The 14,513-nt window shown below is 74.2% G+C and carries 15 protein-coding genes and 1 pseudogene; 11 read left to right on the top strand and 5 right to left on the bottom strand.

The window, feature by feature from the left end:
• The first annotated feature begins 1 nt into the window (after position 1).
• The 3 genes from EAO77_RS25295 (at position 2) to EAO77_RS25285 (ending at position 3,506) form a co-directional block, all read left to right on the top strand.
• Positions 2-754: a GntR family transcriptional regulator gene (locus EAO77_RS25295; RefSeq protein ID WP_147990572.1), complete on the top strand. Its 753-nt coding sequence runs from the start codon at positions 2-4 to the stop codon at positions 752-754.
• Positions 755-830: 76 nt separating this feature from the next.
• Positions 831-2,135: a type ISP restriction/modification enzyme gene (locus EAO77_RS25290; protein ID WP_410088714.1), complete on the top strand. Its 1,305-nt coding sequence runs from the start codon at positions 831-833 to the stop codon at positions 2,133-2,135.
• A 174-nt stretch (positions 2,136-2,309) separates the two neighbouring features.
• On the top strand, positions 2,310-3,506 hold the full coding sequence (locus tag EAO77_RS25285) for a CaiB/BaiF CoA transferase family protein (RefSeq protein WP_147990571.1): 1,197 nt from the start codon (positions 2,310-2,312) through the stop codon (positions 3,504-3,506).
• A 47-nt stretch (positions 3,507-3,553) separates the two neighbouring features.
• Here the strand turns inward: EAO77_RS25285 and EAO77_RS25280 are convergent, their stop codons facing one another.
• Positions 3,554-3,817, bottom strand: a complete 264-nt coding sequence (locus EAO77_RS25280; protein WP_147990570.1) for a hypothetical protein — start codon at positions 3,815-3,817, stop codon at positions 3,554-3,556.
• A 284-nt stretch (positions 3,818-4,101) separates the two neighbouring features.
• On the opposite strand from EAO77_RS25280, the gene EAO77_RS25275 reads away from it, so the two are divergent.
• Positions 4,102-5,073: a serine/threonine-protein kinase gene (locus EAO77_RS25275; RefSeq protein WP_261994134.1), complete on the top strand. Its 972-nt coding sequence runs from the start codon at positions 4,102-4,104 to the stop codon at positions 5,071-5,073.
• A gap of 96 nt (positions 5,074-5,169) precedes the next feature.
• On the opposite strand, the gene EAO77_RS25270 is transcribed toward EAO77_RS25275, so the two are convergent.
• Positions 5,170-5,979: an SGNH/GDSL hydrolase family protein gene (locus tag EAO77_RS25270; RefSeq protein WP_147990569.1), complete on the bottom strand. Its 810-nt coding sequence runs from the start codon at positions 5,977-5,979 to the stop codon at positions 5,170-5,172.
• Between the two features lie 258 nt (positions 5,980-6,237).
• Between EAO77_RS25270 and EAO77_RS25265 the strand changes: the two genes are divergently transcribed.
• Complete coding sequence (locus tag EAO77_RS25265; protein WP_147990568.1) at positions 6,238-7,332, top strand: DUF5925 domain-containing protein; 1,095 nt, start codon at positions 6,238-6,240, stop codon at positions 7,330-7,332.
• A gap of 28 nt (positions 7,333-7,360) precedes the next feature.
• On the opposite strand, the gene EAO77_RS25260 is transcribed toward EAO77_RS25265, so the two are convergent.
• The gene (locus EAO77_RS25260) at positions 7,361-7,738 is read right to left on the bottom strand and encodes a GntR family transcriptional regulator (RefSeq protein WP_261994133.1); all 378 of its coding nucleotides are present in this window, start codon (positions 7,736-7,738) and stop codon (positions 7,361-7,363) included.
• A gap of 70 nt (positions 7,739-7,808) precedes the next feature.
• Between EAO77_RS25260 and EAO77_RS25255 the strand changes: the two genes are divergently transcribed.
• The 5 genes and pseudogenes from EAO77_RS25255 to EAO77_RS41460 form a co-directional block, all read left to right on the top strand.
• Positions 7,809-8,729 (top strand): GNAT family N-acetyltransferase, encoded by a 921-nt coding sequence (locus EAO77_RS25255; RefSeq protein ID WP_147990566.1) that lies wholly within the window; start codon positions 7,809-7,811, stop codon positions 8,727-8,729.
• The gene (locus EAO77_RS25250) at positions 8,710-9,204 is read left to right on the top strand and encodes a DUF402 domain-containing protein (RefSeq protein ID WP_147990565.1); all 495 of its coding nucleotides are present in this window, start codon (positions 8,710-8,712) and stop codon (positions 9,202-9,204) included. The genes EAO77_RS25255 and EAO77_RS25250 overlap by 20 nt, the downstream gene beginning before the upstream one ends.
• A gap of 328 nt (positions 9,205-9,532) precedes the next feature.
• Positions 9,533-9,916, top strand: a complete 384-nt coding sequence (locus EAO77_RS25245; RefSeq protein WP_147990564.1) for a VOC family protein — start codon at positions 9,533-9,535, stop codon at positions 9,914-9,916.
• Positions 9,913-10,788, top strand: coding sequence for a sigma-70 family RNA polymerase sigma factor (locus EAO77_RS25240; RefSeq protein WP_147990563.1), 876 nt, complete (start codon positions 9,913-9,915; stop codon positions 10,786-10,788). The genes EAO77_RS25245 and EAO77_RS25240 overlap by 4 nt, the downstream gene beginning before the upstream one ends.
• 363 nt (positions 10,789-11,151) lie before the next feature.
• Positions 11,152-11,253: pseudogene (locus EAO77_RS41460) on the top strand (two-component system response regulator); the annotation flags it as partial.
• A gap of 34 nt (positions 11,254-11,287) precedes the next feature.
• Here the strand turns inward: EAO77_RS41460 and EAO77_RS25230 are convergent.
• A complete protein-coding gene (locus EAO77_RS25230) occupies positions 11,288-11,653 on the bottom strand; it encodes a VOC family protein (RefSeq protein WP_147990562.1) in 366 nt (121 codons plus the stop codon).
• Positions 11,654-11,971: 318 nt separating this feature from the next.
• Here EAO77_RS25230 and EAO77_RS25225 point away from each other — a divergent pair, with 318 nt between their 5' ends.
• Complete coding sequence (locus EAO77_RS25225; protein WP_147990561.1) at positions 11,972-12,994, top strand: lytic polysaccharide monooxygenase; 1,023 nt, start codon at positions 11,972-11,974, stop codon at positions 12,992-12,994.
• 70 nt (positions 12,995-13,064) lie between these two features.
• On the opposite strand, the gene EAO77_RS25220 is transcribed toward EAO77_RS25225, so the two are convergent.
• Positions 13,065-13,934, bottom strand: coding sequence for an esterase/lipase family protein (locus EAO77_RS25220; RefSeq protein ID WP_147990560.1), 870 nt, complete (start codon positions 13,932-13,934; stop codon positions 13,065-13,067).
• Between the last annotated feature and the right edge of the window lie 579 nt (positions 13,935-14,513).

The raw sequence follows: 14,513 nt of genomic DNA, 5'->3' as shown, positions 1-14,513 counted from the left end.
CGTGACCTCCTTCGCCCCCGACTCGCTGGTCCTGAACCGCAAGCTGCCGCTGTGGTACCAGGTCTCGCAGTCGCTGCGCGCCTCGATACTGGGCCGGGCGCCCGAGGCGTCCCTGCGTCTGCCCACCGAGGAGCAGCTCGCCCAGCACTACGGGGTGAGCGTCCTGACCATGCGCCAGGCGCTCAAGGAGCTGGAGGAGGAGGGGCTGATCAGCCGCCACCGGCGGCGCGGCACCTTCATCGAGCCGGGGGCGCGGCGGGGCGCGCCCCGCCGGCTGCTGGGGTCGATCGACGCGATCGTCGCCCAGCAGTCCGGCGAACGCACCACGATCCTCGGCCACGGCCCGCAGCCGGTCCCCGGCGACCTGGCGGAGCACTTCCCGGACGCCGGGGAGGTGGTCGTCTTCCGGCGGCTGCGCCGCGACGGCGACACCGACGAGCCGACCAACTGGGCGGAGAACGCGCTCCGTCCCGAGACGGCGGCCCGCATCGACCTCGCGGACCTGGAGCGCTGGCCGATGACCAAGGTGCTGCGGGACGTGCTCGGCATCCGCATCAGCCGCATCACGGACACCGTCGAGGCCCGCCTGGCCGACCCGGAGACGGCACGGCTGCTCTCCGTCCCGCTGCTCAGCCCGATCCTGCACTACACCGGCGTGACGTACGACGCCGACGGACAGGTGGTGGACGTGGCCCGGATCCGTTACCGCGGCGACAGGTTCTCCTTCTCCGTGACGGTGGACGCGGCGGACTGACGGCCGCGGGGAGGCGGCGGCGCACCGAGGGGGCGGCACCCGGCACCGGTGCGGACGGCGGAGGCGTTTCACTACCATGCGCACGGTGAGCGCACGTACCCCGTCCGAGCCGACGTCCCCGCCCCACGCCGGGCCGCCGCCCGGCGCGGAGTCCGGACGACGTGCGCCGGCGGCGCCCCGTGACGGCTCCGCCCCCGGGGACGTGCCGCTGCTGGACGACCTGATGCCCTGGTCCGTGGCCCCGCTGCGGCTCGGCCGCGACTGGGTGATGGCACCCGACGCCGGTTCCCTGCGGGGCCGCTGGGACGCGCTCACCGGCGCGGGACCCGCGGAGCGCGAACGGCTCTTTCGCCCCACCCGGTCCCGCACCCCGCACAGCGCGGTGGCCCAGCTGCCCGGGCAGCCGAGCGGCACGGCCCGCATCGCCCGCGAGGAGGGCCGCTGCCCGGAGCCGGTGCGGGTGCTGCACGGCGCGTTCGACGAGCAGTGGCTGATACCGGATCACCGGCTGATCGACGTCGCCCGTCCCGAGCTGTGGCGGGTGCGCGACGGGCGGCAGCGGTTCGCCGTCGAGCAGGGGCACGTCCCCGGGGGCGGCGGACCGGCCCTGGTGGTGACCGCGCTGCTCCCGGACGGGCGGTCGCCGGCGGGCCGCCCGGGGCGGATCCGGCCGCTGTACCGCAGGCCGGGCGGGCAGGAGCCCAATGTGGCGCCCGGACTCCTCGGGCTGCTCGCCCGCACCTACGGGCACCCCGTGTCGGCGGAGGACCTGCTGTGCTGGAGCGTGGCGGCCGCGTCCGGTACGCCCGCCGGGTGTGCCGTGCCGCTGACCGCGGACGCCGCGCTGTGGGCGCGGGGCGTCGAGCTCGGGCGCGCGGCGTCCGGGATCCAGCTGCGGGGCGCGCACGGCGGGACCCGGCCGAAGCTGCCGGGCGGGCGGCGCCCCTACGTCCGGGCGGCGCTGCCGCCGCGGCCGCTGACGCTCGCCTACGACGCCGGGGACGAGGCGCTGCTCATCGGCGACGGGGGCCGCATCGCCCCCGTGCCGGAGGGGGCGTGGGATTTCGAGGCAGGGGGCGGCCGGGTGCTCGACCTGTGGTTCGCCCGCCGCGCGGCCGAGCCGGAGCCCGGCACGCTGGAGGCGGTGCGGCCGGCCGTCTGGCCCCAGGAGTGGACCTCCGAACTGCTGGAGCTGATCACCGTCCTGGCGCTCCTCGCGGAACTGCGGCCGCGCCTGGCGCCCCTGCGCGACGGCCCGCGGATCACGGCCGGTGAGCTGCGCGCGGCGGGAGTCCTGCCGGTACCGGCCGCGTCGCGCCGCCCGGCGTCGGTCCTCGACCACCGCGAGGAGSGCCKGGACGGCCAGTTCGCCCTGCTCTGACCCCGTGGGGCGCCGCGTGCGCGGCGGGGGGTCCGGGTGAGCCGCGGGAGCGGGGACGGCGCCGGGCGCCCGCCGTGGGCGGACCCGCCCGCCGGCCGACTCCGCCCCGCCGCGGCACGGCCCCGGGCGTGGAGGGGATGACAGGGGCGGGCCCCGCACGATAAGCAGACCGGCATGAACCACCAGCCGCTTCCCCTCGACGGGATCACGGTCGTCGCCGTCGAGCAGGCCGTCTCCGCCCCGTTCGCCACCCGGCAGCTCGCCGATCTCGGAGCACGGGTGATCAAGGTCGAGCGCCCGGACGGCGGGGACTTCGCCCGCGGGTACGACACCGCCGCGCGCGGGCTCGCCTCGCACTTCGTCTGGTGCAACCGGGGCAAGGAGTCCATCGCCGTCGACCTCAAGGATCCGCGCGGCCTGGAGATCGTGCACCGGCTGGTGGCGGACGCCGACGTGTTCGTGCAGAACCTGGCCCAGGGGGCGGCGGCCCGGCTCGGGCTGGACGCGGCCGCGCTCTGCGCGAAGCACCCCCGGCTCGTCGCCGTGGACATCTCCGGCTACGGGCCCGAAGGGCCCTACGCCCACAAACGCGCCTACGACATGCTCGTCCAGTGCGAGGCCGGTCTGGTCTCCGTGACGGGCACGCCCGAGCACGCGGTCAAGGCGGGGGTGCCGGCCGCCGACGTGGCCGCCGCGATGTACGCGTTCTCCGGTGTGCTGGCCGCGCTGCTGCGGCGGGGCACGACGGGGCTCGGCGGGCCGGTGGAGGTGTCCATGCTCGACGCGCTCGCCGAGTGGATGGGCCATCCGCTGCACCACGGGATGCACGGGGGCCGGGCACCGGCCCGCACCGGCCTCGCGCACGCCGTGATCGCCCCGTACGACGCGTACGACACCGCGGACGGGAGTCAGGTGCTGCTGTCGGTGCAGAACGACCGGGAGTGGCGGCGGCTGGCCGAACAGGTCCTCGGCCGGCCGGAGCTCGCGGACCATCCCGCGTTCGCGACCAACACGGCCCGTACGGAGCACCGGGAGAGGACGGACGCCGTGGTGGCCGGGGCACTGGCCGGTCTGACGGCGGCGGAGGCCGTCGAGCGGCTGGAGGCGGCGGGCATCGCCTGCGCACGGCTGAACACCGTGCACGACGTGGCCGGGCATCCGCAGCTCGCCGCGCGCGACCGCTGGCGGGAGGTGGACTCACCGGTGGGGCCGCTGCGCGCGCTGCTGCCGCCCATCACGCTGCCGGGCGGGGCGCCGGCCCCGATGGGCGGGATTCCTTCACTCGGCGAGCACACCGATGCGCTGCTGCGGGCCCTGGGAATGACGGAAGAGACCGCTGCCGCGCTGCGCCGGGACGGTGTGGTCGCCTGAGCGTGACGTGGGAACCGTGTGCGGGAGGGGTGACGCGCGCCGTCGGATCAGCCGCGGCTGCCGAGGATGGAACGGCGCAGCCTGCGCAGCGGGGCGAACAGCGAGACCCTCGCGCTCTTGCTCCGGCGCCGGTGCGCCACGTCGCGCGAGGTCAGCTCGCGCATGAGCAGCGTCGCCTCGGCGGACTCGCGCTGCGGGACGGCTGGTCCGCCGAGCACCGCGAGATGGCGGTCCAGACGCGAACTGGTCGCGCCGCTCCCGCAGGTGATGGCAGGCACGCGCGCCCTGCTCCGAACTGTTATCTGATCCATGTCACTCCCCACCCGTACGAGATACCCGGCCCGGGCAGGTTAACCCTATCGCCCCGGCGGTACACCCGTGTATCCCGCCTGCAGGATTCACCACACCTGTACGGAGATTGACGGTTACTCTCCGAATACAAGTGATTCCAGGGCGAGTTGGACCGCCGGATCGTTCCGGCACGGAGGCGCCGACGGCTGACTGCGCCTCAAGCGACAGCGTACGCGCACGAGTTGATGACGGCCGAGGCACCCCGGAGGGTGCCACGGGGAGGACCACGGACAGGGGGCAGGGCATGACCGGAGCACCGGACGCGGGCCGGCTGATTGCGGAGCGCTACCGCCTGATCGGGCGGATCGGCGAGGGTGTCACGGGCGTGGCGTGGCTCGCCCGTGACGAACTGCTGGAGCGGGACGTGGCCCTGAAGGAGGTCCGCGGCCCCGCGGGCGCCGACCCCGGCGCCGCCCGCGCGCTGTACGGGCGCCTGGAACACGCGGCCAGGACCGCCGGCCGCGTCTCCCACCGGAACGTCGTGGCCGTCCACGACGTGGCCACCTGCGACGGCCGCCCCTGGATCGTCATGGAGCTGGTCCGCGGGCTCGCACTGTCGGACGTGCTGGAAGGGGAGGGCCCGCTGACGCCCCACCGTGCGGCGCACATCGGCGCCGAGGTGCTGGCGGGACTGCGGGCGGCGCACGCCTCGGGGGTGGCGCATCTGGACGTGAAGCCTGCCAACGTCCTGCTCGCCAACGACGGCAGGATCCTGGTGACCGGCTTCGGGATGGCCTCCGCGGCCGGCACCGCGGGCTCGCTCGGCCCGGTCGCCTCGGCGGCGGACGCGCCGGGAGCGGAGGCGGACCTGTGGTCGCTGGGGGCACTGCTGTTCACGGCGGTCGAGGGCCGCTACCCCGACGGGGACGGGCCCGCGGTCGCCGAACGGGCGGGGCCGGCACTGGCGCCGGTGATCGAGGGCCTGCTGCGGCAGGACCCGGCGGAGCGGATGACGGCCGCGGAGGCGGAGCACCGGCTGCGCCTGGCGAGCGCGGGCGGGCAGCCGCGCGCCGGCACGGCGGGCGCGGCCTCCGCCCCGGCCCCGGCGGCCCCGGGGGGCGACGGTCCGGGGCCCGCCGCCGGCTCCCCGCCGGCCGCCGGCCCCGCGCCGGGCCCGGAGGGAGGGCGGCACGCCACGGCCGTGCTGGCGGTCGGGATCGCCCTGCTGGTGCTCGTGGTGGCGGCCCTGGTGTGGGTGGTGGCGGGCTCGGGCTGAGCCGGGGAGAGGCCGCGGGCGGCGGAACGGGACGGCCCTGCCCCGGCGGGTGACGCCGGGACAGGGCCCGCCGTGCGCGGCCGTCCGGTTGCGCCGTCAGTCGTTGGCGTTGAGGACGGGCAGGTAGCCGCCGGACTGGCCGGCCGCGGTCGGGTGGTACGAGTCACCGATGTTGAGCCAGTTGAGGCTGTGCAGCCAGGAGGAACCCGAGCAGATCTCGTGGCCGGTGAAGGTCCCGACGACGCTGCCGAAGGTGTAGCCGTGCTGGGCGGCCCGCTTGGCGACGGCGGCGTTGAGGTGATCCGACGCGCCGTTGATCGCCGCCCGCTCACCCTCGCTCAGACCGGCGATGCAGTTGCCGTTCAGCTGGTAGAAGCGGGGGTATCCGAGGACCACCACGCGTGCGGCGGGCGCCTTGGCGCGGATGGCCGAGTACACCGAGTCGAGCCGGGCGGGCAGGGTGCTGTCGACGTACGCCTTGGCCTGCGCGACCCGGTTGACGCAGGTGGACTCGGACTGCAGGACGCAGGTGGTCATGACGTCGGCGAAACCGGCGTCGTTTCCGCCGATGGTGACGGACACGAGGTCGGTCGCCGAGCTGAGCGGGCCCAGCTGATTGGCCGTCACGTCGTTGGTGCGGGCTCCCGAGCAGGCGGTGAAGGCGAACGAGGAGGGGGCGTTGGCCGCCGCCCAGAGCTTGGGGTACGCACGGGTGCTGCGCTTGCAGTCCCCGCTGGCGCTGTCGTAACTGCCCGCTCCCACACCGGAGGAGTAGGAGTCACCGAGGGCCACGTAGTCGAGGGCGGCGGCCGAGGTGTCGGCCTGTGCCGCACCCGCTCCGGTGAGAGCGAGGACGGCGCCGAGGACGATCGAGGACGAGAGTGCCGCGAGACGGGACAGCTTCATGGAACCTCCCAGGCGGTGCGCAGGATCTCTGCGGGAACTTTCGTACCAGCGGACCCACCCGACAGGAAGTGTTCATGCCAAAGATGTTACTGACGGGTTGTCGGCCTCCTGGATCAAGGACCCCCAAGGTGGAGCCAAGCGGGCCGAACCGGGCGTCCGGCGCGCCCGGTTCCCGCCACCACCCCTGCCGCGCCGCTCCCGCGCCGCTCCGGGCAAAACACGGTGCGGCGGCGGGTGGTGTGCCGGATCATGTGCCGTATGTCCGCCAACCCCCATGACGCACTGCCGGTCCGGCTGAACGTCGACGACAGCGATTCCCCGTCCGACGTCGTCGACGCGCTGTTCCTCGGCCGCTTCGCCACGGGCGAGCAGCCGTACTCGCACAGCTCGACCATCGACCGCGTCCGGGCGGGCGCTACTCTGCTGCCGCCCGCCGCCGCCGTGCTGCGCAGCGCACGCGACGACGACCGCAGCGCGACCCTCGCCGAGGGCGACGGCTGGACGGTCCTGGTCTCCCGGTGGAACCGGGGAGCGGACGTCACCGTGACGGCCGTCAGCTCCGAACTGGCCGAGAAGGTGCTCGCGCAGGCCACCGACGGCGCGACCGACGAACCGGAACCGCAGCCGGAGAACGTGACCATGGGCTTCTGGTACGTCTCGCCCCGGCGCGGCCCGCACCGCACCACACGGCAGATCGCGGCCGGCACCTGGGACGAGATCCGCCCGAACTACACCGCGCCGGTGGCCGGGGCGATGGACCGCCTGATGACGGTGACGCCCGACGACATCGCCGGCCGGCTGCTGCTGCTCCACGGCCCGCCCGGCACCGGCAAGACCTCGGCGCTGCGGACTCTCGCCCGGTCCTGGCGCGAGTGGTGCCAGGTGGACTGCGTGCTGGACCCGGAGCGTCTCTTCAACGACGTCGGCTATCTCATGGACATCGCGATCGGCGAGGACGAGGGCACCGCGAAGGGCCGCTGGCGGCTGCTCCTGCTGGAGGACTGCGACGAACTGATCCGCGGCGAGGCGCGCCACACCGCCGGCCAGGCCCTGTCCCGGCTGCTCAACCTGACGGACGGACTGCTCGGGCAGGGGCGCAACGTGCTGGTGGGCGTCACCACCAACGAGGACCTCGAACGGCTCCACCCCGCGGTCGTCCGGCCCGGTCGCTGCCTCGCCCGGATCGAGGTGGGGCCGCTGACCCGGCCGGAGGCGGTGTCCTGGCTGGGCACCGAGAAGGGCGTCGGCCGCGAAGGGGCGACGCTGGCGGAGCTGTTCGCGCTGCGCCGGGGCACGTCACCGGCCTCGGTGCCGGCGCCGGGCACGAGCGCGGACGCCGGGCTGTACCTGTGACGCCCCGCCCCCGGGACGCCCGGGGGCGTCAGTCCTTCCCGTACGCCACCCGCAGCGCGTCCTCCACCGCGCTCCGCGCGGCCTCCTCGCCGGCCCCGAGGCGGCGGGCCTCGGCCGCGAACCGCGCCGCCGCCGACGCCACCCGGCGCTCCGCCTCGTCACCGGCGGCCGCCACGAACGTGCCGTTGCGGCCCCGGGTCTCGATCACCCCGTCGCCCTCCAGGGCCCGGTACGCCTTGGCCACGGTGTTGGCCGCGAGGCCCAGCTCCTCCGCCAGGCCCCGGACCGTCGGGAGCCGGTGGCCGACCGGGAGGGCGCCCGAGCGCGCCTGGCCGGCGATCTGGGCACGGAGCTGTTCGTAGGGCGCGTCGGCGCCCCCGGGATCGATGGTGATGTTCAGCGTCACGGGCAGATTCTCCCCCACCGGCGGGTAATTGGGAGGCGGGGCCGCGCGGCGCGACGTAGCGTGCGGCCCCATGACAGTGATCGTGCGCGACTTCCGCGCCGGGGACGCCCACGCCGTGACCCGGCTGCGGCGGGCCGCGCTCCCGTTCGACGTGACCACCGCCGACTCGGTGCTCCACGGGGTGCGGACCGCCCACCCCGCGAAGAAGTACCGGCTGATGATCGCCGAGGAGGACGGCGAGGTCATCGGCATGGCGCACACCGGCATCGCGTACGACGCGGCCGAGCCCGGCTTCTCCTTCGCCGATCCCCTGGTGCTGCCCGGTCGCCGGGGCCGGGGCGCGGGCGGGCTGCTGCTGCGCACGGCGGAGGAGCATCTGGCCGCCGAGGGGGCGCGGTCGCTCCTGGCCTGGGTCGAAGACACACCCGAGGCACGGGCGTTCGCCGCCAAGCGGGGCTACCGTCCCAGCCGCACGGCACACTTCCAGCGCCTGGACCTGGCGTCCGGCACGCTGCCGGAGCTCCCGAGGACGCCGCCCGGGGTGGAACTGCGGACGGCGGCGGACTACGCGGACGATCCCCGCCCCGTCTTCGCCGCCGACGCGGAGGCCACCTCCGACGAACCGGGCGACGTCGCCACGGACTTCACCGACTACGACGACTGGATCCGCCACACCTGGGAGCAGCCGCTGCTCGACCGGGACCTGTCCACGATCGTGGTGGTGGACGGCGAGGTGGCGGCGTTCACCGCGGCGATGACCGACCGCGAAACCCGCTATCTGAGCGGAATGACGGGGACCGTGCGCGCCCACCGGGGCAAGGGGTTCGCCAAGCTCGCCAAGACGGACTCGCTGCGGCGCGCCCGCGCCGCGGGCTTCACGGACGCGTTCACCAGCAACGACGCGGACAACGCGCCGATGCTGGCGATCAACGACTGGTTCGGCTACGAGGTGTGCGCCACGGAGGTACGGCATGTCCGCGACATCGTCTGAGGTCGTGGTCCGGCTCGTGAAGGCCGGCGCGACCAAGATCCGCTACCCCGCCGCGCTGGTCCACGACGACGGCACCCATCTGGTGGTCCGGGCTCCGTGGGCCGCGCCCGGGGTGCGCGACTTCGGCTTCGTGCGGTTCGAGCCGGGTGACGTGTTCACCGAGCACTACTGGCGCGACCGGTGGTACGCCGTCAAGGAGGTGCGCACCGGCGCGGGCGGGCTCAAGGGCTGGTACTGCGACATCACCCGGCCCGCGGTGCGCACCGGCGACGAGGTCGAGGTGGAGGACCTGGACCTCGACCTCTGGGTGTCCGCGGACGGCGCCGAGGTGCTGCGTCTGGACGAGGACGAGTTCGCCGCGAGCGGGCTCGCCGAGCGGGACCCGCAGGCGGCCGGAGCCGCGGTGCGCGCCCTCGACGAGCTCGAACTCCTCGCCCGGGGGGCCGGGTTGCCCGGACTCCTCACCACCGGCTGAGCCCGGGGGCCGCGCGGGCCCAGCCGCCCGGCGGCAGCCGCCCATGACGGGGGCCCGGCACATTGGGGTGTGCCGGGCCCCTTCGCTCGGCCTGCCGGCTCAGGGGGCGCCCCCTCGCCTCTCGCCTGACCTAGCGGTGAGGCGTGTTCCGTCTCCGCTCCCGCGGACCGGTCCTGTCACCTTCTCCCGTCGGCTCCCGCGGACCGGTCCTGTCACCTTCTCCCGTCGGCTCCCGCGGACCGGTCCTGTTACCTTCTCCCGTCGGCACTCGTCATGAGAGCGACGACCGCATACGAACGGTCGCCTCAGCGAGTGAATCGAGAGCAGGATGCTGAACAAGATCATGTACGTGACGATCTACGTCACCGATCAGGACCGCGCACTGGACTTCTACACCGAGGGACTGGGCCTGGAAAAGCGGCTCGACTTCCCGGGGCCCGACGGACGGTTCCTCACCGTCGGGGTTCCCGACAGCCCGGTGCAGATCATCCTGTGGTCGCATGCGGCGGCCGCGGGACAGCCGGGGGAAACGGGCGCGCCTGGTCCGCTGATCCTCGAATCCGACGATCTGCGAAAGGATTTCGAGATCATGCGTCAGCGCGGCGTCGTCTTCGAGGAGCCCGAGCCCGAGGACTATCCGTTCGGGGTGCGCATCGAGGCGGTGGACCCGGACGGCAACCGGGTCTCGCTCCGTCAGCAGCGCAAGCCGTGACCGCCCACCCGTCCGGCCTTGTGACCGAGGCGTTCGAAGCCCAGCGCGATCGGCTGCGCGCCGTCGCGTACCGCGTGCTGGGCTCACACGCCGACGCCGAGGACGTGGTCCAGGAAGCCTGGATGCGCCTCGTCCGTCAGGACGCGGCGACCATCGGCAACCTGGCGGGCTGGCTGACCACGGTGGTCGGCCGAATCAGCCTGGACCTCCTGAGATCCCGCCGAGCCCACCCCGAAATCGCCTACGAGCAGGAGTTCGCGAACCTCGTGGTGGTACCCGACGATGACCCCGCGCCGGACGAGCAGGCGGCGCTGGCCGATTCGGTCGGCCTCGCCCTGCTCGTCGTGCTCGACTCGCTCACCCCGAGCGAGCGCCTGGCGTTCGTCCTGCACGACATGTTCGCAGTCCCGTTCCACGAAATCGGCCGGATCCTGGGCAAGTCCACCGCCGCCACCAAGATGGTCGCCAGCCGCGCCCGCCGCAAGGTCCGCGCCACGGACCGTCCGGCGGGCTCCGGCCGCGAGCACCGGGAGGTCGTCCGGGCATTCGGCGCCGCCGCCCGTAGCGGCGACTTCGAAGCACTGCTGCGTGTCCTCGACCCGAACGTGGAGCTGACCGTCGACACTTCCGACGGCGTGGTCGTCACCCTCGGCGCCACCAAGGTCGCCTCCGGGGCCCGCATGTTCTCCGGCGAGGTCGCCCGCCAACGGCCCGTGCTGGTCGACGGCAACCCCGGCCACATGTCCTGGCGCCCCGACGGAACCCCTCTCTCCCTCATCGCCTTCACCGTCGCCGAAGGCCGGATCACCGGCATCCACATCGTCGTCGACCCGGCCAAACTCGCCTCGGTCCATCTGCCCGCCGGGACCTGAGCCGGTGTCGGGCACCTCGCACAGCGAGAGGACGGTGTCCGGTGCGGTGGCGGAACCACGCTCCTCCGGCATCGAGTCCACACGCCATCCGCCGGCCAGCCGCACGGGGCTGTGCTCCGGCCCATGCCTCCGGGACAGCACACTCGTCCGCAGCGGACCGCGGGAGACAGGGTCGTGGGACCGAAGCGGGCCGGCCTCACCATGCAGAGGGACATTCCGGATCCGGGCAATTCCGCACGTCCGAACAGCCGCAGTCGCCAGTGTTCAGCAGCTGCCACGAGGGCAGGACCGCGACCACGGCGTGGACCGCGACCGAGAACGGCGTGCCGACGCGTCCCGTGACGCTGCCGTCGCACGATCTGAAGCGCCCGGCGCCGTCCGGAGTACTTCGCCGACACCGGCCGAGCCGCGGTGACGCTGCGGTACGGGGGAACGGGCCGCCCCGAGCGGCGCCGCCGCCGGGTCCGGCCGAACCGCCGCGCCGGGATCGGGGGCGGGGTCAGGAGGCGGGCGGGGGCTCGTGCAGGCCGAAGGCCGAGCCCTGGTCGTCCTCGCAGATGAGGAAGCGCCCGAACCGCGCGACCGTCTCCTCGTCGCCGCCCAGCTCCGTCTCGTCCACCCGGCCGCCGAGTTCGCGGACCCGGGCCAAGGCGGCGTCCATGGCGTCGACGTGGAAGAAGACGTACGGGCGGGCTCCGGGATCGCCGCCGTGCACTCCGCCGGGGGCTGCTCCGGTACGGATCGCGTAGCCGCCGCCCTCGGCCGTCCCGGCCTCAAAGACCCAGCCGAACAGGCCGCCGTAGAAGGCGCGCGCCCGGTCGGGGTCGCCCACACCCAGTTCGAAGAAGGAGATCTCCCCGGCCATCGTTCGCTCCCGGCTCGTCGCGGAACACCCCCACCAACGTAGGCCGGGCCCCGGGCGCCCGCACCCGGACGGGGCCGGCGCGGGCGGCTCGTCAGGGCCGTGGCGGGGCCAGTCTCAGCGCCCGCTTAGGACCGCCTTAACGGGACCATAAGGATGCCCGTTCCCCTTTCCCAGCAGGCGATTTCGCGGTGCGGAGCGGCTAGCTTGCATGGCGCCGGACCCGTCCGGGGGAAGTCGCCGGCGCCGTTCCACGGGGGCTGCGCCGCCACCCCCGCACCGGGCCGTCAGCCCGTCACCGCTTCGAAGGAGAACCCCACCATGACCGCTCGCCGCAGGACCGCCACGATCGCCGCACTCGGTCTCGCGCCGCTCGCGCTGGTCTCGCTGGCCGCGGTCCCGGCGTCCGCGCACGGCTCGATGACGGACCCGGTCAGCCGTATCTCCGCCTGCTTCGCCGAAGGTCCGGAGAGCCCGGTCTCGGCGGCGTGCAAGGCACTGGTCGCGGCCGGCGGCACGCAGCCGCTGTACGACTGGAACGAGGTCAACATCGCCAACGCCGCGGGCAACCACCGGCAGCTGATCCCGGACGGCAGGCTCTGCAGCGCCGGCCGCGACAAGTACAAGGGGCTCGACCTGCCCCGCGCCGACTGGCCCTCGTCCGCGATGTCCGCGGGGAACCGCACCTTCACCTACAAGGCGACCGCCCCGCACAAGGGCACGTTCGAGCTGTACGTGACCAAGGAGGGCTACGACCCGTCGAAGCCGCTGGCATGGTCCGACCTGGAGGAGAAGCCGTTCGCGAAGGTCACCGACCCGAAGCTGGAGAACGGCGCGTACACGTTCACGGGCATCGTCCCGAACCGCTCGGGCCGGCACCTGATCTACTCGATCTGGCAGCGCTCGGACTCCCCCGAGGCCTTCTACACCTGCTCCGACGTGGTGTTCGGCCAAGGCGGCACCGGCGCCGCGCCCACCGCCTCGGCCCCCTCGGACGAGGAGATCGCGGAGGGCGCCGACAAGTCGACCGTGGACCACGGGGGTCACGGCGGCGACGGCCACGAGGGCCACGGCGGCGCCCCGGCGGAGGCGCCCGCGGACGCGGCGGCGGCCCCGGAGACGGCGGGCGGGGCGAACGCACCCGAGGCGGCCGAGGCCGCCTCCCCGTCCCCGGCGGCCCCCGGGACCTCGGACGACGGCGAGAACCTCGCCGAGACGGGTGGGGACGGCAGCACGGCGTACCTGGCGGCCGGCGGGGCCGCCGCGCTCGCGATCGGCGCGGCGGCACTGTTCGGACTGGGCCGCCGCCGGCCCGCGGCGGCCGGCGGGCGCCACGGCCGCTGACACCGGCGTCGACGCACGACGAGGGCCGCCGTGCACCCATCGGGGTGCACGGCGGCCCTCGTCGTGCGGCTCAGCCGAGGACGGACCCGCAGGTCGTCCGGCGTGCATGGGCGGGGTCGAGTGCGTTGGCGACCTCGTGGAAGGCGATCAGGTCGAGGGTGCCGATGGCGACGTGCTCGGAGAGGTCGAGCGGGCACAGGTCCTGGAGCAGCACGTTGCGGACGTTCGGCCCGCTGAGGTACTGCGTGCGGTAGGGCGTGACGACCTCGTCCCAGCGAGTGGCGATGACGGTGTAGCGGACCCCGGGGACGGTGTCGCCGCCCTGGTTGAGCCGGGTGAGGAAGCCGGATCCCGCGACCTGGTCGGCGAGGGCGGGGGTGTGTTCGCCGATCAGTCCGGCGACACCGGGGAAGTACGGGAGCAGCCTGGTCAGCCCGCCGAGCGTGGTGCCGTGGTTGCTCGGCGCGATGCCGACGAGGGCGTTCACCTCGGCGGCGCCGCCCAGGAACTTCAGGTAGTGACGGGGCATCATGCCGCCCTGCGAGTGGCCGACGATGTCGACCTTCGCGGCACCGGTGGCGCCGCGGACGCGGCCGACGAAGGCATCGAGCTGCACGGCCGACTCCGCGACCGGGCCGAGGCCGTGGAAGAAGGGCACGCCGGGGAGCTGCCCGTAGTCGAGGGAGAAGACGCAGTAGCCGCGCTTCACCAGGTAGGGGGCGAGGACGAGCCAGTTGTCGACGGAGTTCCCGAACGTCCCGTGGACGAGGACGACGGGCCGGGGGTGGGCCGTGGAGGGCTTGCAGCGGTAGTCGTTCCAGCCACTGCTCGGCGCGGCCGCGGTCTGGGCGGCGGTCGCGGTGACGGCGGGGGTGAGGGCGAGGGCGAGGGCGAGCAGCACGGCTGACAGGGGTCTGATGGCGCGTTTCCAGGGCAGCATCGGTCGTTCTCCTTGCGGCTCAAGGGAGTGGGGATGACCGAAGTTGCGGTGCGCACGACAACTCTCCCGCCAAATTACGGGTGAGTAACCGGGGCCGGGAAGTTACGCGACGGTAAAGCTTCTGCCGAGGGGGTGCGCGCGAGGCGGGGCGGCACGTGTACGGGCCGGGCTGCGGCCACGGTGCGGGCCGGTGGTCGCAGCACCCCCGCTGCGCGCGGGTGTCCTCAATCGCCGGACGGGCTGAAGTGACCTGGGCCCGGCCCGCTCGCCCGTGTGCCGTCCGAGGACCAGGCCACCTCGGCACGCGTGTCCAGCCCGTCCGGCGTTCGAGGACTCCGCGCGCAGCGCGGTGCTGCSACCACCGGCCCGCACGGGGCGGACACACCCCGACCACCCCAGCCCGTCCGGCGTTCGAGGACACCGCGCGCAGCGGGGGTGCTGCSACCACCGGCCCGCACCGTGGCCGCAGCCCGGCCCGTACACGTGCCGCCCCGCCTCGCGCGCACCCCCTCGGCAGAAGCTTTACCGTCGCGTAACTTCCCGGCCCCGGTTACTCACCCGTAATTTGGCGGGAGAGTT

The organism is Streptomyces sp. T39 (genome assembly GCF_008042045.1).
Classification (GTDB): domain Bacteria; phylum Actinomycetota; class Actinomycetes; order Streptomycetales; family Streptomycetaceae; genus Streptomyces.
The sequence above is the reverse complement of the archived record's forward strand: the minus strand, read 5'-3'. Positions and strand labels throughout refer to the sequence as shown.